Annotated in this window: 18 protein-coding genes; 12 read left to right on the top strand and 6 right to left on the bottom strand. The window is 62.3% G+C overall.

Annotated features, from left to right (window positions below):
• Positions 1-102: 102 nt before the first annotated feature.
• The 3 genes from QM596_RS06910 to QM596_RS06900 all read left to right on the top strand — a co-directional run bounded on the left by QM596_RS06910 (position 103) and on the right by QM596_RS06900 (position 3,769).
• A complete protein-coding gene (locus tag QM596_RS06910; protein WP_283308436.1) occupies positions 103-2,019 on the top strand; it encodes a propionyl-CoA synthetase in 1,917 nt (638 codons plus the stop codon).
• Positions 2,020-2,112: 93 nt separating this feature from the next.
• Entirely contained in the window at positions 2,113-2,958 is an 846-nt protein-coding gene (locus QM596_RS06905; RefSeq protein WP_020908748.1) for a mycofactocin-coupled SDR family oxidoreductase, read from the top strand.
• A 301-nt stretch (positions 2,959-3,259) separates the two neighbouring features.
• Complete coding sequence (locus QM596_RS06900; RefSeq protein ID WP_223304422.1) at positions 3,260-3,769, top strand: hypothetical protein; 510 nt, start codon at positions 3,260-3,262, stop codon at positions 3,767-3,769.
• Positions 3,770-3,774: 5 nt separating this feature from the next.
• Here QM596_RS06900 and QM596_RS06895 read toward each other — a convergent pair whose 3' ends face one another.
• A complete protein-coding gene (locus tag QM596_RS06895; RefSeq protein ID WP_046379045.1) occupies positions 3,775-4,161 on the bottom strand; it encodes a DUF1304 domain-containing protein in 387 nt (128 codons plus the stop codon).
• A gap of 87 nt (positions 4,162-4,248) precedes the next feature.
• On the opposite strand from QM596_RS06895, the gene QM596_RS06890 reads away from it, so the two are divergent.
• Together QM596_RS06890 and QM596_RS29700 are read left to right on the top strand one after the other, a co-directional pair.
• Entirely contained in the window at positions 4,249-4,842 is a 594-nt protein-coding gene (locus tag QM596_RS06890; RefSeq protein ID WP_283308434.1) for a TetR/AcrR family transcriptional regulator, read from the top strand.
• A 12-nt stretch (positions 4,843-4,854) separates the two neighbouring features.
• Positions 4,855-5,082, top strand: a complete 228-nt coding sequence (locus QM596_RS29700) for a GNAT family N-acetyltransferase (RefSeq protein ID WP_290283637.1) — start codon at positions 4,855-4,857, stop codon at positions 5,080-5,082.
• Here QM596_RS29700 and QM596_RS06885 read toward each other — a convergent pair.
• Positions 5,040-5,630, bottom strand: a complete 591-nt coding sequence (locus tag QM596_RS06885) for a TetR/AcrR family transcriptional regulator (protein ID WP_020970457.1) — start codon at positions 5,628-5,630, stop codon at positions 5,040-5,042. The two genes, QM596_RS29700 and QM596_RS06885, sit on opposite strands and share 43 nt — an antisense overlap.
• Positions 5,631-5,742: 112 nt before the next feature.
• Here QM596_RS06885 and QM596_RS06880 point away from each other — a divergent pair, with 112 nt between their 5' ends.
• The 3 genes from QM596_RS06880 (at position 5,743) to QM596_RS06870 (ending at position 8,087) form a co-directional block, all read left to right on the top strand.
• Complete coding sequence (locus QM596_RS06880; protein WP_020908753.1) at positions 5,743-6,981, top strand: MFS transporter; 1,239 nt, start codon at positions 5,743-5,745, stop codon at positions 6,979-6,981.
• Positions 6,982-7,115: 134 nt separating this feature from the next.
• Positions 7,116-7,562, top strand: a complete 447-nt coding sequence (locus tag QM596_RS06875) for a hypothetical protein (RefSeq protein ID WP_020970459.1) — start codon at positions 7,116-7,118, stop codon at positions 7,560-7,562.
• Positions 7,563-7,718: 156 nt separating this feature from the next.
• Positions 7,719-8,087, top strand: a complete 369-nt coding sequence (locus QM596_RS06870) for a VOC family protein (protein WP_020970460.1) — start codon at positions 7,719-7,721, stop codon at positions 8,085-8,087.
• A 4-nt stretch (positions 8,088-8,091) separates the two neighbouring features.
• On the opposite strand, the gene QM596_RS06865 is transcribed toward QM596_RS06870, so the two are convergent.
• Positions 8,092-9,438, bottom strand: coding sequence for a cryptochrome/photolyase family protein (locus QM596_RS06865; protein WP_283308432.1), 1,347 nt, complete (start codon positions 9,436-9,438; stop codon positions 8,092-8,094).
• Between the two features lie 10 nt (positions 9,439-9,448).
• A complete protein-coding gene (locus QM596_RS06860) occupies positions 9,449-10,036 on the bottom strand; it encodes a TetR/AcrR family transcriptional regulator (RefSeq protein WP_020908757.1) in 588 nt (195 codons plus the stop codon).
• Positions 10,037-10,112: 76 nt separating this feature from the next.
• On the opposite strand from QM596_RS06860, the gene QM596_RS06855 reads away from it, so the two are divergent.
• Positions 10,113-10,490, top strand: a complete 378-nt coding sequence (locus tag QM596_RS06855; protein ID WP_020970462.1) for a DUF952 domain-containing protein — start codon at positions 10,113-10,115, stop codon at positions 10,488-10,490.
• On the opposite strand, the gene QM596_RS06850 is transcribed toward QM596_RS06855, so the two are convergent.
• Positions 10,487-11,482: an ABC transporter permease gene (locus tag QM596_RS06850; RefSeq protein ID WP_283308430.1), complete on the bottom strand. Its 996-nt coding sequence runs from the start codon at positions 11,480-11,482 to the stop codon at positions 10,487-10,489. The genes QM596_RS06855 and QM596_RS06850 overlap by 4 nt on opposite strands.
• Before the next feature lie 89 nt (positions 11,483-11,571).
• On the opposite strand from QM596_RS06850, the gene QM596_RS06845 reads away from it, so the two are divergent.
• From QM596_RS06845 to QM596_RS06835, 3 genes are read left to right on the top strand one after another with little or no spacing between them, the layout of a single operon-like run.
• The gene (locus tag QM596_RS06845; RefSeq protein WP_020970464.1) at positions 11,572-12,147 is read left to right on the top strand and encodes a TetR/AcrR family transcriptional regulator; all 576 of its coding nucleotides are present in this window, start codon (positions 11,572-11,574) and stop codon (positions 12,145-12,147) included.
• Between the two features lie 40 nt (positions 12,148-12,187).
• Positions 12,188-12,892 carry a response regulator transcription factor gene (locus QM596_RS06840; RefSeq protein WP_003939853.1) on the top strand — a complete coding sequence of 235 codons (705 nt, stop codon included), beginning with the start codon at positions 12,188-12,190 and terminating at the stop codon, positions 12,890-12,892.
• Positions 12,889-14,232, top strand: a complete 1,344-nt coding sequence (locus tag QM596_RS06835) for a sensor histidine kinase (protein WP_020908761.1) — start codon at positions 12,889-12,891, stop codon at positions 14,230-14,232. Before QM596_RS06840 ends, QM596_RS06835 begins: the two co-directional genes overlap by 4 nt.
• 5 nt (positions 14,233-14,237) lie before the next feature.
• Here QM596_RS06835 and QM596_RS06830 read toward each other — a convergent pair whose 3' ends face one another.
• The gene (locus QM596_RS06830) at positions 14,238-16,514 is read right to left on the bottom strand and encodes a SulP family inorganic anion transporter (RefSeq protein ID WP_020908762.1); all 2,277 of its coding nucleotides are present in this window, start codon (positions 16,512-16,514) and stop codon (positions 14,238-14,240) included.
• Positions 16,515-16,827 lie beyond the last annotated feature (313 nt).

Here is a 16,827-nt window from a genome sequence, read left to right as displayed (position 1 = left end):
AAAGGGACGGTACCCGCACCGCTACTGAGGCGCACCGCACTGACGGTGACCTAAGGTGTTTCAGGTCACCGGTAAGCGAAGTTCACGAGAGGACACACGTCGATGAGCTCTTCCGAGCAGGCGTCCCACACCACGTATGCCGACGCATATCGCGAGAGCATGGATCAGCCGGAGAAGTTCTGGCTCGACGCTGCGCGGGCCGTCGACTGGGATGTCGCCCCCACGAAGGCTCTCGACGATTCTGCCGCGCCGATCTATCGCTGGTTCCCGGATGCTTCGCTCAACACCAGCTTCAATGCCCTCGATCGGCACGTCCGCGACGGTCGCGGCGATCAGACCGCGTTGATCTTCGACTCCGCGATGGTCCCCACCAAGGCCACGTACACCTACGCCGAATTGCTCGAGCAGGTCTCACTCTTCGCCGGCGTCTTGAAAGATCAGGGTGTGGTGGCGGGCGACCGCGTGATCATCTACATGCCGATGATCCCCGAGGCCGCGATCGCGATGCTCGCGTGTGCGCGAATCGGCGCGGTGCATTCGGTGGTGTTCGGCGGCTTTGCGGCCAAGGAACTCGCAACCCGTATCGACGACGCCGGTCCAGTGGTGCTCGTGACGGCGTCCGGCGGCCTCGAACCCGGACGAACAATCGAGTACCTGCCGATGGTCGAAAAGGCTCTGCAACTGTCCACCACGCCCGCGCACACCGTGATCGTGAAGAATCGCGAGCAGATTCCCGGCGTAGCTGCCGACTACAAGTCAAGTGCCGCAGCCTGGTTCGACTGGGACGAACTGATCACTGATGCCACTCCTGCCGACCCGGTGTCGGTCGCCGCGACGGATCCGCTCTACATCCTCTACACCTCGGGAACGACCGGTAAGCCCAAGGGCGTCGTCCGGGACAACGGTGGCCATGCCGTTGCCCTGACGTGGACGATGAAGAATCTCTACGACATCAGCCCCGGCCAGGTCTGGTGGACCGCCTCAGACGTCGGCTGGGTGGTCGGCCACTCCTACATCGTCTACGGGCCATTGCTCGCCGGAGCTACGACGGTCATGTACGAAGGCAAGCCCGTCGGGACCCCCGATGCAGGTGCATTCTGGCGCATCATTTCCGAATACAAAGTGTCGGCACTCTTCACCGCTCCGACAGCGATCCGCGCGGTCCGCAAGGCCGACCCGGATGCAAAAGAGCTTGCCAAGTACGACATCTCGTCGCTCGACACACTGTTCGCGGCCGGCGAGCGCTTGGATCCCGACACCTACGAGTGGGCTACTCGGATTCTCGATCGCCCGGTGGTCGATCACTGGTGGCAGACCGAAACCGGTTGGGCCATCTGCGCGAACCTGCGCGGCCTCGAACCGATGGAGATCAAAGCAGGCTCACCCACCGTCGCCTGCCCCGGATACCGCGTCGAAATCGTCGACGGCAAGGGCGAACTCGTGGGTCCGGGCACCGAGGGCAACATCGTGATCGGCCTGCCGCTTCCTCCCGGAACACTCGCCGGACTGTGGCGTGACGAGGACCGATACGTGAAGTCCTACCTGTCGACTTTCGAAGGCTATTACCTCACCGGCGACTCCGGATACATCGACGAGGACAACTACGTCTTCGTGCTCGGACGAAGTGACGACGTGATCAACGTTGCCGGACATCGCCTTTCGACCGGATGCATGGAGGCCGTCGTCGCCGGCCACCCGGCTGTCGCCGAATGCGCGGTCATCGGCATTCACGACGAACTCAAGGGGCAACGCCCCAGCGGCTACGTCGTGCTCAAGTCCGGCGTCGACATCGATCCCGAAACACTCCGACAGGAACTGGTCGCCCGGGTGCGAGACCAGATCGGTGCCGTCGCCACGTTCCGGGACGTCACCGTCGTCGCTGCACTACCGAAGACTCGTTCCGGCAAGATCCTCCGCAAGACCATGCGGCAGATTGCCGACAACGAGGAGTACACGGTCCCGTCGACCATCGAGGACGCGAGCGTACTGGACGAGTTGTCCAAACTCCTTCGCGGATAAGGATTCAGAGAATTCCCCTGCCTGGCTCGCACCGAACGTAGCAGTATGAACACGTTCCAGTTTTCAACGATTCAGACGGGCAGGGGAAGTTCGATGGGCAATTTGGACGGTCAGGTCGCATTCATCACCGGAGCGGCGCGCGGTCAAGGGCGCGCACATGCCGTCAAGCTCGCGTCCGAGGGCGCGGACATCATCGCGGTGGATCTGTGCGCGCCGGTCGCAACGGCGGGGTACGACATGGCCACCGAAGCCGACCTCGACCAGACCGTCGCCCTGGTCGAAGCTCAGGGCCGGCGCATCGTCGCATCCGTCGCGGACACTCGCGACCTCGATGCCCTGAAATCAGCGGTCGACGCCGGAGTCGAGAAACTCGGCCGACTGGACATCGTGATCGCCAACGCGGGAATCGCGGCGTCGGCGAAATTGTCCTGGGACCTGAGCGCCGAAGAGTTCCGCGAGCTGATGGACATCAACGTCACCGGCGTTTGGTTGACGACCAAGGTGTCGATTCCGCACATCATGAACGGCAATCGAGGTGGATCCATCGTGTTGATCAGCTCGATGGCCGGGCTTCGAGGCGTGCCGGGTATCGCACACTATTCCGCGTCGAAGCACGCCGTTCGGGGGTTGGCGAAGTCTCTGGCCAACGAACTCGGCTGGGCGGACATTCGGGTCAACTCTGTACACCCGGGCAATGTGCGAACGACGATGATCGACAACGAACCGATGGTTCGTGCGTTCCGTCCAGACTTGGAGAATCCTGTCCTCGCCGATACCGCTCCGATCATGTCGAAGCTGAATCTGCTGCCCCACCCGTGGGTCGACCCCGAAGTGATTGCGGATGCGGTGTTCTATCTGGTGGGGCCGGCCGGGCGCGGGATCACCGGCATCGCGTTGCCGATCGATCTCGGCACCTCGGAAAAATTCGCCGGCGGCTGAAGGCCCGAACTGATGCAGAATTGCCTCTGCCGGATGGGTCTCGAGCACCATCCGGCAGAGGCAATTCCGGCTTGATCAAGCCTTCGTAGCAACAGAACAAGTAGTCGACAACCTCATAGGCGCTCCTCGTCTGGCGTGGGAAAAACCGTTGTGGGATGCGCAACAAACCCAAGACCCAGCGTAGAAGCATTTGGCCGCAAACGCGCGTCATTCGGCACTATTTTTTTGGATTCGGGCATACTGGACAACGCTCCCACCACGTATTATGGACCCAAGTTCACACTTACAGGGGGTAGGCACAGTGACGGTCAAATACGCCGTAATGGACCCGATTCACGGAAAAGTCGAGATCTCGTTCGATGTCGACACGGGGGTCGTCGACGTCCGAAACGGCAACTCACACGCTCTGTTGACGCGTCGAGTCGATGCCCCGCGCCGCGAAGGCACACCCATCGGAACGCGCGCCGCCGCCGACTTGTTCTTCACTGTCGGTGGCGACGAAGTCGAACTCACTGTCGGCAAAGGGTTTCTGTCCCGTCGCTCGTACTCTGTCTCGGCACTCGTCGACGGCGTGAGTTTGAACTTCGCCCCAGTCGACGACGCGAACAGTGCATTCACCCGCGACGGATTGCGGATCGGGCACTTCTCCAAGAACGAGGAATCCGATCCCAGACAGACCGACGCAGTCTGGTCGAGCACGCCGAGCACCGACGAACTTGTCATCGGATACGCCCTGGCCGAAGCCTTCGATTGTGGAGCACTCAACGGGGCTTTTGCGTTGATCGAATCACTGGTGCTCGGCGGCGGATAGAGCACTCAGAGCAGGTGGATTACCAGCAGAACAACGGCAATAACTGGGAAAAGCATCTGCACGACGGCTGCGCGGGCTTTGTCGGGAGACGAGAGAATCAGCACCAATCCCGCGGCAACCATCGATCCTGTGCCCGCCAGGACGAGGGCAATTCCGACCGACGCGGAGCCGGTCGCCGCAATCACGATGCCGACCGCCGACACGATCGCCAGGAAAAGGTTGTAAAAGCCCTGGTTGAAGGCGAGCGGCTGCGTAGTGATCGCCTCTTCCTCGGACTTCACGCCGAACGTGGCGCGGGTCTTCGGTGCCGTCCAGAGAATCGATTCGAGGACAAAAATGTATACGTGCACTGCTGCGGCCAGTCCCGCGAAGATGTAGCCGGCGACGTTCATCGGTGAACTCCTGTTGCTTCGAGTGAATTCTGTATCGTTCGGTCCAATATATACTGGACCGAACGATACAGAAAGAGCGAGGCTTTGATGGGCAGATCACAAGAATTCGACACAACAGCCGTGGTCGCTGCCGCTTTGGACGTTTTCTGGGCACGCGGATACGAAGGCGCCTCACTCGGAGACCTCGAATCCGCGACGGGGCTGAGTCGGTCAAGTCTCTACAACTCGTTCACCAACAAGCGCGGATTGTTCGACGCCGCCGTGCAGATGTACCTCGAACATGTCATCCGGCCACGTCTGCGCGGCCTCACGACAAATCCCGGGGCAGACGCCGTCGACGACTACCTTTACTCGCTTGAGCACGCGATCGGCACCATGACCGCCGACTCGCCTCGGCGCGGTTGCCTACTTCTCAATACGGCTGCCGGACTCGGCGCGCACGACGATGCGGTGGCAGCCGTGATCCGCGCCTATCGGCAAGAACTTGCCGTTGCAATTCGCAGCGGGCTACAAGCCACATTTCCGACCGCGACAGACGCCACCCTGAAGGATCGCACTCGAATCATTCTCTCCTGCACAGTAAGTGCACTGGTCCTCGCGCGAGTTGATACCGAAGAGGCGATCGCAACTCTGGAATCCGCGCGCCGCCTGAACGAAGAGTGGCAGAGCCGGAACACGTAGGCTGTAACCGCACTGTCCGAGTGGGCATTCCGCGAAGTAGGGTTTCATCGATTGGAACTCGCACACTCGATCCACAACCCACGATCGTGCCGAGTCGCCACCAAAGCAGGCTTCAGCGAAGAAGGTGTTCGACGAGGCTCCGCCAGGCACGCCGACGGCTGGCACGACATGCACGTCCACGCCCGGCTACGCAGCGATCAGCCTTCGGCACCGACCCGCGCCGCGAGCGCAAGTGTCTGATCCACTAATTCCGCAACTCGCTGCGGCGCGACCGGTTCGAGGTCGAACAGAATTCGGTAGATGATCGGTGCAACCACGTGGTCCACTACCGAATCACCATCCACGTCAGCAGCTTCCGGCCAACGAGCTAGTATCACGTCGATCTGTGTCCGACAGAAAAAGGCGCACTTGAACTTCTTCGTGCCGTCCGGTGCGTGCGTCTGGTCGTCGCTCATCAGCACATCTCGCAGCGATGCGCGACCGACGGGTGCAGACATCTCCTCCAGATAGTCCTGCGCCCAGATCGTCAGATCCCCTCGGAGCGAACCCGTTTCACGCGGGTCGGCGTCCGGTCGCAATCTCTCGATCGAGACATCGGCAAAGACTTCGTTGATGTCGCCCCACCGCCGATAGATGGTCGACGGGGTCACACCCGCATCGGTTGCGATCATCGGCACCGTGATCTCTGCCCGATCACGCTGTTCCAACAACTTACGCGCCGACGCATGCACTGCCTGTTGGATGCGCGCACTGCGGCCACCGGGGCGCGGACCTGCGGACGGACTCATAAATCAATACTAACGCAAAGATGTTGCATTAGGCTACGGCCAGGCGTAGCGTCCCAAACGCAAAGTATTTGCGTTTGAAGTCTTCACCACCCGCACGGGAAGCGCTACGACAATGACAACGACCATTTCACCACCGACCGAGAGCACTTCACGCCCACGCTTGGGGCGAGGCGCCGCTTTCACACTCATCGCCGTCATCATCGCTACGTTCCTGGGCGCCTCCGCGACCCCGACACCGTTGTACGAGCACTATCAACAGTTGTGGGGATTCTCCTCGCTCGCGTCGACGCTCGTGTTCGGCATCTACGCTCTCGCATTGCTCGCCACGCTCTTGACCGCCGGATCCCTGTCCGATCACATCGGCAGGCGCCCGGTCCTGCTCGGAGCGCTCGCATTGGAGGCGGTCTCGCTCGCCCTGTTCGCCTCGGCCGACGGTTTGACCATTCTGCTGATTGCCCGGGTCGTGCAAGGTGTTGCCACCGGCGCTGCAATCAGCGCTTTGGGTTCGGCGTTGATCGACCTCGAACGCACTCCGGGCCGCGGATCGATCATCAACAGCGTCGCTCCGACAGTGGGGCTTGCCGTCGGAGCCGTGGGTTCGAGTCTCATCAGCGAGCACCTGCCCAGGCCAACCAGCACTGTCTACCTGGTCCTTCTCGTACTCGTCGTCCTCGAGATCCTCGGGGTTTGGGCCGCTCCCGAGACTTCGGGCGGACGCCCCGGAGCCTGGCAGTCGCTACGCCCCACCCTTGCTGTTCCTCGCGAGGCCCGAACCATGATTGCGCTCACAGCACCGTGCCTGATCGCGGTCTGGGCGCTGGGCGGTTTCTACCTCTCACTCGGACCGGCGCTGGCGCGCAACGCACTTGACGTTCACAGCTCCCTCATCGGTGCCATCATGGTCGCAACACTGACGGGATTCGGAGCCGCAGCGGTGCTCACCTTCCGCAAACTCGGCGGCCGAACCGTGATGCTGATCGGAACAACCGCCTTGGTGCTCGGGGTGGCCGTCACACTCATCGGTGCTGAAACATCCTCTGCAGTATTGATTCTGGTTGGTACGGCTGTTGCCGGGATCGGCTTCGGAGCAGGATTCCAGGGAACCATCCTCACTGTCATGCCGCTGGCCGAGAACCACGAACGCGCGGGGTTGTTGTCCACCGTCTACGTCATCGCATATCTGGCCAACAGCCTTCCGGCATTGCTGGCCGGCTACCTGGTCGGCAAGGTGGGGTTGGTGGATACGACGCGTGGCTACGGCGCACTCGTCATGGTTCTCGCGGCCGCCGCACTGATCGGACTGCTGGTCACCGGCGAGCGAAAGGTCGAAGCTGTCTCCGTGTCGGAGTAGGTGTCCCCCGATCGGTGGACACACCGTTCCTCCTGCACAGGGTCCCGGAAGTGGACATACGACATCGATCCACTCCGACATAGTTGTCTTCGAGAGAGCCAACCGAACGCTCACCCGGACAAAGGACACCGACGATGACGAACCCACGCTACGTAGTTGCCGCAATCACAGCTCTGGCCGCCGGCGCCCTCACTTTGGGATTGAGCGGAATCGCCAGTGCCGGAACTCTTCCCACGACCGGCAACACCATCACGATGACGATCAGCAACGACACCGAACAGACAATTCATCTCGAAGGCGCCGACAACCCCTACGGACAGTGGATGCAGAGCCCACGCCAGTCGCTCGCGCCCCACGAGACCGAGATCGTCACGGCATACAACCAGGACCCGCGCGGCCTGACGGTCGACGTCGTCTATTCCACTCCCGGCGGCGGACAAGCCGTCTTCATGGCCAACGACTATCCCCAGTTCGACACCGACGGAACTCGCACCACCGACCCTGATCACTACTTCATCTCGAGCTACATCGACGGCTACTACCCGAACCTGAGCGTCGGGTACCACCTCAGTGCGGTGTGACTGCAGCAGTCGTCATAAGTAATCCATCTGCCTCTCAGACGCACTCGTTCTTGGACATTCGTCCGGCGCGCGGGAAGTGTTGAACACGGCCCCGCACGACCAGGCACACGCCCCGCTGCCGGTGGCCCGAACATCAACGGGAGAGGGAAAACCACAGTGCGACTACCCAACCAGTTTCTGATCTACGTCAGCGATGCCGCCTCCGCAGCAGCGTTCTACGGCGAATTGTTCGACGCGAAGCCTGAGGTCCTCAGCCCTCGGTACATGACCTTCGACCTCGGCGGCGGCGTGGTCCTTGCACTGTGGAGCGGCAAGTCCCGCGACCTCGATCCCGCGACTCCGCGCAATTTCGAAGTCGGCATATTGGTCGACGGCGGGAGCAATGAAATTCGGGCGATCTACGACGAGTGGGTGGCCAAGGGTGTCGAGGTCGTCGAAGAGCCAAACGAAGATGTCTTCGGTCTGACATTCGTCATTTCAGATCTGGACGGAAACCGCCTCCGCGTAGCGCCCGCAGATCACTGAGCACTCAGCCCTTGATCTCGCCGTACCGGCGCAAGGCTTCCTCACGCTCATGCGCGTGATCGACGATCGGGTCCGGGTAGTCGACCGGGCGCATCGCCTTCAACGAGTGGACGGCCTTCCCGGGAACATCGCGGAGTTCGGGAACCCACCGACGGACGTATGTGCCGTCGGGATCGAACTTCTCTCCCTGCGTGATGGGGTTGAAGACGCGGAAGAAGGGCGAAGCATCTGTGCCCGACCCTGCAGTCCACTGCCACCCGTGCTGATTGGAGGCCAAGTCACCGTCCACCAGATGCGACATGAAGAACCGTGCGCCACGCCACCACGGAATGTGTAGGTCCTTCACCAGAAAAGACGCGACGATCATTCGCACCCGATTATGCATCCAGTTCTCAGCCGCGAGTTGCCGCATGCCGGCATCCACGATCGGGAAGCCGGTCTTGCCCTCACACCAGGCCGTGAAGGCGGCGTCTGCGTCCACTCCACCGTCGTGACGTAAACGGTCGAACTTGTCGTCGTAGTTTTTCCGCGCGCTGTCGGGGCGTTGAAACAGGATGTCTGCGTAGAAGTCTCGCCACGCCAACTGGCGACGGTAAGCCTGAGCGCCGTCGCCCAGTCGCTTGGAGAGATCTGCCAACATCGTTCGCGGATGGATCGTGCCGTACTTGAGCGGAATCGACATCCGGCTCGTGGTGTCGAGGTCAGGCCGATTTCGTTCGTCGTCGTACCGGTCAAGATCGTTCGCACAGTATTCTTTCCACTGTTCGAGGGCGCCGACCTCACCGACGAAATCGCTGACGGCGGCGGATGGCGCGGGGATACTCACCCGGCGCGGGCCACCCTCCTTGTCGCTCGGATCGAACCAACGGACCGTCTGCGCATCGGTCGACGCGGGGCCCCGCCAACCGTGTTCCATCCACTGACGGAAGTACGGCGTGAACACCTTGTACGGATCACCGTCCGCCTTGGTGACGCGTCCGGGCGCCACGGCATACGGAGATCCGGTGGCGATCAACTCCACCTGCTCCGCCACGGCCGCGTCGCGCCGTCGGCCGTAGGGTCCGTAGTCGGCACTGATGTGAACTTCTTCGGCGCCAACGGATTCCGCTACACGGGGCACCACGTCCGCCGGATCACCTCGAACAACCATCAGTTTTCCGTCGAGTTGATGATCGAGCGCCGTCAAGTTGGCGAACAGTTGATCCTGACGGGGTGAGCCTGCCGGTCCGAGCAGGTTCTCGTCGAGAACGAACAAACCCAACGTCCGCCCGCCGGCATCCGACGCTGCACTCAGGGTGGGAAGGTCACCTACCCTCAGATCACGTCGAAACCAGACCACAGAGTTACTCACCCAGTCGAGCCTACCGATCAGATCCCAGAACGCATCCCACCGCACGAGCTGCAAGTTGCGCAGCTCGTTCTGCTGTCGGTTCGGAAGCGAGCCCGAGCAGTCGCTGCCGGTGCTCCTCCCCGAGCAGCAACGTGTACAACTGATCCGCGCACAGCGCAGCCTTCTGGCCGTGCTGATCGATCAATATCTTCTCCAGAAAGGCAATCGACTTGGCCGGGCCGGATTCGTAGAACGCGGCGGCCAGTTCCGGGAACTGCACGGCCTCGCCGATCATCATGCGGTGCAGCGCAATCGAGTTGTCGCTGTGCAGTGCGACGACGATGTCCACTGCAGCGGCGAGCAGGTCCGACTGGTCGCCACCGGCGTTCTCGACATACGCGTGCTGACGCGAAACAGCAGCAGCAAAGACCGCGGATTTGTCGCCGAAATAGCTGTACACGGTGCGCTTGGCGACGCCGGCCGCTGTGGCAATGGCGTCGATGGTCGTTCGAGCGAACCCGACTTCTCGAAACGAGTCGACCGCAACGTCGAGAATCTCGTTGCGTCGATCAGCTCGCTCCGCGTCGCTGGTTCTCCCACGTCTGCGCGGTTGCTCCATCAAGTCCCCTACTACCGTGCCACTCAATTAATGCTACGTTGACGTTTCATTATTTCGAACACTACAGGAGCACTGCATGACCGGACAACGACTCGTCCACGTCGCCATCGCCGACGACTGGGAAGCATGCAAGCGTTTCGGTGAGTACGAGGTCTCGACGCGCGGAATCAGTTACGACGAGGCGGGATTCATTCGCGCAACCACCCCGGACGCGCTCGCTTCGGTGCTCGATCTGGTGTTCGGCGACCTCACGTTGCCACTGATCGTCGCCGTCATCGACCAGGACGCTGTGACCTCCGCAGGCATCGACGTCGAATGGGAGGCGGGAAAGCCCCGAATCCTCCGACCTCTACCGATGGACGAGGACACCGTGGTCGTCGAACTGGTCGTGGAACGCGTTGACGGGGCCTGGCCGATTCCCGACCTGACCCCGTACGCAAGCCCCGCCGGCTAGACCAGCGCAGCCTCGGGTTCGACCACGGGGGTCGACGCCTTCTTCCGGCCGGCGGCGACGCACAGCGCGATCCCGACGGCAATCCAGCACACCAGCACCAGAAGTGGCGTGGCGGCGCCATGGCCGTCGAAGAACGCCATCGAACGGACGGATGCTCCTGCGGCGCCAGGTGGGAGCAACTGCCCCAATGCACCCCAGCCTGCGGGCAACCACGCGGCAGTTGTCGACATCCCCGAGAGTGGGTTTCCGATGAACATCATCGTGACGGCACCCAACGCGAATCCCTTCATCCCGAGCAGGGATTCGAGTCCCAGAATGGGCAGCGAGATGGCCGACATGCCCATGGTGAGTGCGAGCGCGGTGAGCAGGTAGTTTCCGTCAAGACTGTTGGTGCCGAACTGCAGAATGGCAGTCAGTGCAAAACCCGCGACAACCGCGACGCCGGCAGCGCCCAACACTCGCTTGACAATGCTGCGCGGAAACAGTTGCACGAGAACAACAGCAGGCATGATTCCGCCGAACACCAAGGGCAAGGCCAATGCCGTGAGCCCAGCACCGGTCGGGTCGCCCGCAGTCAGCGGCACAACGTCTTCGACGGGCACCTTTGCCCCCGAGGCCTCCGAGAGGCCGTTGGCCACCCCGGTCAGGGTCTGGGCGATCGGGGTTCCGCCTGCAGTCGCGATCAACACGTGAGGACCGTTGGCATCAACGGCGATTCCGCCGACCACGTCGCGATTCCGAATCGCGTCACGCAGGGCGTCGGCGTCAGCGAATTCTCGAGTATCGAAGGCGCCTTGCTTACCCGCCTCGAGCGAGGTGCTGATCTGTTCGGTTGCCGGAGCTGGACCGGTGATGCCCAACTTCAGTTCGTGCGGGCCACTGTTGACCGAGGGCAGTACGAAGGCAAGCAGCATCAGCCCGATCACGGCGGACAAGCCCAACACCACAGCCACCAACTTCTTGCGGTCCCGTGCTTCAACTTCGGCGTTCATAACTACCTTCCCTAAGTGGAAGTTTTTCCTCCACTATTTGTGGAAGATATTCCTCCGGTTATGATGAACTGTCAATACCGGAGGTGAATGTGCGAGCCGATGCACGTGAACGCAGAAACGCAATAGTCGACGCCGCACGAGCGGTGTTCACCGAGCGCGGGCACGACGCGCCCCTCGACGCAGTCGCAGAACTCGCGAAAGTGGGCATCGCCACGCTGTATCGAAACTTTCCGACGCGCGAGGACCTCGTGACCGCCGTCGCCGTCGCAACACTGACCGATGTCCGCGAGGCTGCCGACATCGCACTCACGGCAATGTCCACCGATCCCACAAACGCGTGGCACACGCTGGTGGACCGCCTCGTGGAACTGCGCCTGGGTGCGCTCATTCCTGCACTGGTGGAACGCAGTTTCACCGAGCTGGCGCCCGAAGTTCTGGCGGTGCGTGAGGTGACGAAATCGAAGATGACCGCGACGATCGGCGCCGCTCAGAGCGCCGGACTGGTTCGCGCCGATCTGCAACCGCTCGAATTCGTCATGGCTCTGGCCAAACTGACGCGCCCGCAAATCGAATTGTCCGACGAGGCCATGCCGAACCTGGTCCCGCGGTTGGTCGCGGTGTTCATGGCCGGTCTGCGTCCGGACGGTACCGACTTGCCGGTCTGATCGGCGAAACCCGACGTACCAGGCAAGGCACAATGGGGCTGTGACCGAGATACCGAAAATCCTCGTAGTCGACGACGACGCAGACGTCCTGACCTCACTCGAACGCGGATTGCGGCTCTCGGGATTCACCGTACTGACGGCAGTGGACGGCGCCGACGCGCTCCGAGTGATCTCCGACAAGCGACCGGACGCGGTAGTCCTCGACATCAACATGCCGGTGCTCGACGGCACCGGTGTGGTGACGGCGCTTCGTGCCGCCGGCAACGAAATCCCGATCTGCGTGCTCAGCGCACGCAACTCGGTCGACGATCGCATCGCCGGGCTCGAATCCGGCGCAGACGACTACATGGTCAAACCGTTTGTCCTCGCCGAACTGGTTGCCCGGATCCGCGCAATGCTCCGTCGCAGTAACACTCCGGCGGGCGATCACTCCGAGGGAACGAACACCCTGCGGGTCGGAAACCTCGACATCGACCTCTCCGGTCGCCGGGTTCGTGTCGACGGCAAGGAAGTACCGCTCACCAAACGCGAATTCGAGCTACTCGAAGTGCTCGCACACAATTCCGGCATCGTGCTTACTCGCGAACGTCTCCTCGAACTCGTGTGGGGCTACGACTTCGTGGCCGACACCAACGTCGTGGACGTCTTCATCGGCTACCTGCGTCGAAAGTTCGAATCCGGCGGTTCACCTCGTCTGCTGCATACCGTTCGCGGCGTCGGGTTCGTGCTTCGGGAGAACCCGTGAAGCGTCGCCGCTTCTCACTACGAACTCGCGTTGCCGCGGCCGCGGCACTGGGGGCGACGTTCATCGTCATCGCACTCGGCGTGGTCGTTGCACTGGCTATCGCACGAAACAATCTGGCGCAGTTGGACCGTCGCTTGGAGACGGCATCGACGGTCATCGTGGCCAATGCGGCAACAGCGGGACCTTTTCTCGGCGCGTTCGGAGACGGCGGAGCGTTCTCCGTGACCATCCGCTCCGATACCGACGGAACCGTCAAATCCAGTACCCCGACGCGACTGCCCGAATTACCGGTCGGCTCAGCGACCGTCGACGTGGACGGTACGAAGTACCGGGCTTACACCGCCGAGGCCGACGGGATCAATGCCCTGGTCTCGCTGGCGGTTCCCTATGCCGAGGCGCGGGACATCACGGTCGACCAACAGCGTCAGGTTGCGTTCTTCGGCGTCGGAGCCGTAGCGGCCGCAGCCGCGTTGGGATGGTTGTTCGGTGGCCCGGCGGTGCGCCCACTCGTGGAATTGACCCGCCGGATCGCCAGGCGAGATCCCGATCTCGCCACCGAGGTTTCCGGCATCCGTGAAGCGGACGAGCTTGCCGCAGCAGCCGAATCGATGCTCAGCGACGTCGCCCGGGCACAGGCCGCGACCAACTCGGCCCTTGCTGCCGCTCGGGACTTTGCTTCCGCGTCGGCTCACGAACTCCGAACTCCGTTGACGGCGATGCGAACCGACATCGAAGTGTTGTCCATTCACGATCTCGACCACGAGCAGCGACGTGAGATCCTCACAGATCTGGCCCGCGCACAGGGCCGCGTCGAATCGACTCTCCGGGACCTGGAGCGACTGGCGAAGGGCGAGTTGTCGACGGCTGAGGACTTCAAGGACACCGATTTGACCGAGGTATGCGACATCGCGGCCGACGATGCACGACGCCACCACCCGAGCGTCGATGTCAGTGTCGTCACGGTGGATTCCCCACTCCCCTATTGCATCCGGGCCCTTCCCGGCGGAATCCGGTTGATCCTCGACAACGCGATCACCAATGCAGTCCGCCACGGCGGCGCGAGCACGGTGCGCATCACCCTCGCGCGCCCGGTCGATTCACCGGACACCGTCACGATCACGATCGACGACAACGGTTGCGGAATACCGGCCGAGGAACGCTCGAGCGTCTTCGAACGCTTCACTCGCGGATCGACGGCAGGCAAGACGGGTTCCGGTTTGGGCCTGGCACTGGTGGCGCAGCAGGCGGCCCTGCACGGCGGACGTACGACATTTCACGACAGTCCGCTCGGCGGGGCTCGCCTGCTGGTCGAACTCAGGGATCAGCCCGGACCCGAATAGCCCCTTCAGGTCTCGATCAACTCGCCGATCCCTGACGCTGTCACTTCGATGACCCGAGCCGAGCCGATGTCGAAGAACAGTCCGGCGATACGCAGGCGACCGTCCACACGGGCCTGACCGACCAGAGGATGGCGTTCGAGAGTCTGCAATTGGACTGCAACATTGACCATTCCGAGCTGATCGACCTCCGAGAAACCCGCCTCGGCCGCAGCACGCGCCACCGGATGGCCACTCGTATATGCCTGCAAGCTCGTCTCCGCATGCCTCAACCACTCACCGACAACTCCCGCTTCCGACGAACTGTTCGTCAGGAGTGCCTGCATCGCGCCGCAACCCGAGTGTCCGCACACGATCACCGAACTGACACCCAACTCGTCGATCCCGAAGGCCAGTGCCGCTTCCACCGACGTATCGCGGCCGCCGGCAGGAACCAAGTTTCCGACGTTGCGCACAGTGAACAGGTCACCTGGGCCACTGCTCGTGATGATGTTCGGCACCACTCGCGAATCTGCGCAGGTAAGGAAAAGAGAGTCGGGATTCTGGCCGTCGCGCAACTGATCCATGTGCGGCCGTATCGCTTCGGCGCGATGGCGATGATAGTTGGACACCCCGTCGAGAATGGGTCGCAAGGCTGGCGGGCTGCTCAGATTCCTTCCCGAAGCCTGTGGTTGCCAACTACCCCACGGAGCGAGCAATCCGCGCAGGTCGGTGACTGCGGCGCCGCGCTTCGGCGGACCGGTGGTCGCGCTCTCCATACTCACCGAGCCAACTTCGTCGATGATCACCGAACCACCTGCCAACTCGTACTGCCTCGCCCACTCTTCGATGACGTCGAAGACGGCATGGTCGAGGAAGTCGACGGACAACTCGACGGTGACGTCGGACCGCGGCGGGATGCCGGCGAGTACCGAGGTGAGCTTGGGCAGCACCAGGAAGGTGCACGACCCTTCGACCAGCACCCGCCACTTCCCGGAATCCTTGTCACCCAACTCTTCTGCCGTGACCGATGCGCGGATGACACGCCACACCAGGAGGGCGATCGCCAACGCCAATCCGATCAGCACGCCCTCGAGCAGGTTCAAGAACACGACGCCGACCACCGTGATGCCGTACACCCACAGATCACCGGTCCGTCGCGCCAACCGAATGTGCGCCAGCTTGACCAGTTGAATGCCGATGACGATCAACAGTCCGGCAAGCGCAGACTTCGGAATCTGCTGCACCAACCCGGCGAGCGCAGCCGAGAACAGCAGAATCCACAGGCCGTGCATGATCGACGACGCACGGGACTTCGCCCCGGCTTCGACATTGGTGGCGCTGCGTACGATCACACCCGTGACGGGCAGGCCGCCAATCGCCCCGGACACCATGTTCGCAGTACCTTGGCCGAGCATCTCGCGATCGAAGTTCGAGCGCGGGCCCGAGTGCATCTTGTCCACAGCCACGGCCGAGAGCAGACTCTCGACGCTGGCGATCAGGGCGATGGTCAGGATGCCGGTTGCGACGCCGAGCCACTGGCCGTCGGGCAGAGCGGGAAGTCCGATCGAGTCCAGCAGGGACCCGTCGAGAGCAATACGTTCGACGTCGATCGGCAGCAGGAGCGAAGCGAGAGTTGCCAATACGATGCCGACCAATGCCGCCGGCACCTTCCGGACGCCCGCGGGGAGATAGCGCCACCCGAGAAGAGTGGCGATGACAACGAGTCCGATCATCAAGTCCTCGACGTGCAGGGCACCGATCTGTGCGGGCAACTGCCGTAGATTGTCCAGCGCCGAACTGGCCGAGCTTCCGCCCAACAACACGTGAACCTGTTGTAGCGCAATGGTGATGCCGATACCGGCGAGCATCGCATGCACCACCACCGGCGCAATAGCCAGTGCCGCACGGGCAATTCGGCTGAGCCCGAACACGATCTGCAGAATTCCGGCGCCGACGGTGATCAGGCAGGTGACTTTCCACCCGAACTTGCCGATCAGTTCGGCGACCACCACGGTCAGGCCGGCTGCGGGACCACTGACTTGCAGCGGTGAACCTCCCACCGCTCCGGCCACTACTCCGCCGACGATGGCGGCGATCAGACCTGCCATGATCGGTGCCCCGGAGGCGATAGCAATTCCCAAGGACAGGGGAAGCGCCACCAGGAAGACGACCAGCGACGCCGGCACGTCGTATCTGATCAGTTGCTCGAGATAACGCCGGCTTCCACCACCCGGCGGAGACGAATCCCCCACGACGGCTTCGTCTGCGGATGATTGTGCGTGCACTACGGACTGCGTCGACATAGATCTCCTCGCCGGACCCCGGATCCGGCTGCTGGGCAACATGTTCGAAGCGAATCGGCGATCGGTATCGCCGATCGACTGTGACCATGGTAACCGCGATTCCTTACTGTTCCCTTAGATGCGAACCCAGACGTGGTCGACGTCACCGCCGCCCGGCACTGTGACTCGAACCTGAACGTCGGTCCAGAAGAGCGATCGAATTGCTTTAACCCGCAAGCATTTTCGTACGGGTCGCCCGAGTGTTCAGCACACCTGAATGCCGTCGGCGATAATGGTCGGGAGTAAATGCTCAACCACAACGATGTGAAGGCAG

This window comes from Rhodococcus sp. IEGM 1406, from assembly GCF_030056745.1.
Classification (GTDB): domain Bacteria; phylum Actinomycetota; class Actinomycetes; order Mycobacteriales; family Mycobacteriaceae; genus Rhodococcus_F; species Rhodococcus_F erythropolis.
The sequence above is the reverse complement of the archived record's forward strand: the minus strand, read 5'-3'. Positions and strand labels throughout refer to the sequence as shown.

What these genes read in the sequence shown, in the direction of transcription:
- QM596_RS06855 (WP_020970462.1), top strand. Translation starts at nt 10,113, where the DNA reads ATGACCGGACAACGACTCGTCCACGTCGCCATCGCCGACGACTGGGAA.
- QM596_RS06895 (WP_046379045.1), bottom strand. Translation starts at nt 4,161, where the DNA reads ATGAACGTCGCCGGCTACATCTTCGCGGGACTGGCCGCAGCAGTGCAC.
- QM596_RS06910 (WP_283308436.1), top strand. Translation starts at nt 103, where the DNA reads ATGAGCTCTTCCGAGCAGGCGTCCCACACCACGTATGCCGACGCATAT.
- QM596_RS06860 (WP_020908757.1), bottom strand. Translation starts at nt 10,036, where the DNA reads ATGGAGCAACCGCGCAGACGTGGGAGAACCAGCGACGCGGAGCGAGCT.
- QM596_RS06880 (WP_020908753.1), top strand. Translation starts at nt 5,743, where the DNA reads ATGACAACGACCATTTCACCACCGACCGAGAGCACTTCACGCCCACGC.
- QM596_RS06890 (WP_283308434.1), top strand. Translation starts at nt 4,249, where the DNA reads ATGGGCAGATCACAAGAATTCGACACAACAGCCGTGGTCGCTGCCGCT.
- QM596_RS06850 (WP_283308430.1), bottom strand. Translation starts at nt 11,482, where the DNA reads ATGAACGCCGAAGTTGAAGCACGGGACCGCAAGAAGTTGGTGGCTGTG.
- QM596_RS06905 (WP_020908748.1), top strand. Translation starts at nt 2,113, where the DNA reads ATGGGCAATTTGGACGGTCAGGTCGCATTCATCACCGGAGCGGCGCGC.
- QM596_RS06885 (WP_020970457.1), bottom strand. Translation starts at nt 5,630, where the DNA reads ATGAGTCCGTCCGCAGGTCCGCGCCCCGGTGGCCGCAGTGCGCGCATC.
- QM596_RS06830 (WP_020908762.1), bottom strand. Translation starts at nt 16,514, where the DNA reads ATGTCGACGCAGTCCGTAGTGCACGCACAATCATCCGCAGACGAAGCC.
- QM596_RS06875 (WP_020970459.1), top strand. Translation starts at nt 7,116, where the DNA reads ATGACGAACCCACGCTACGTAGTTGCCGCAATCACAGCTCTGGCCGCC.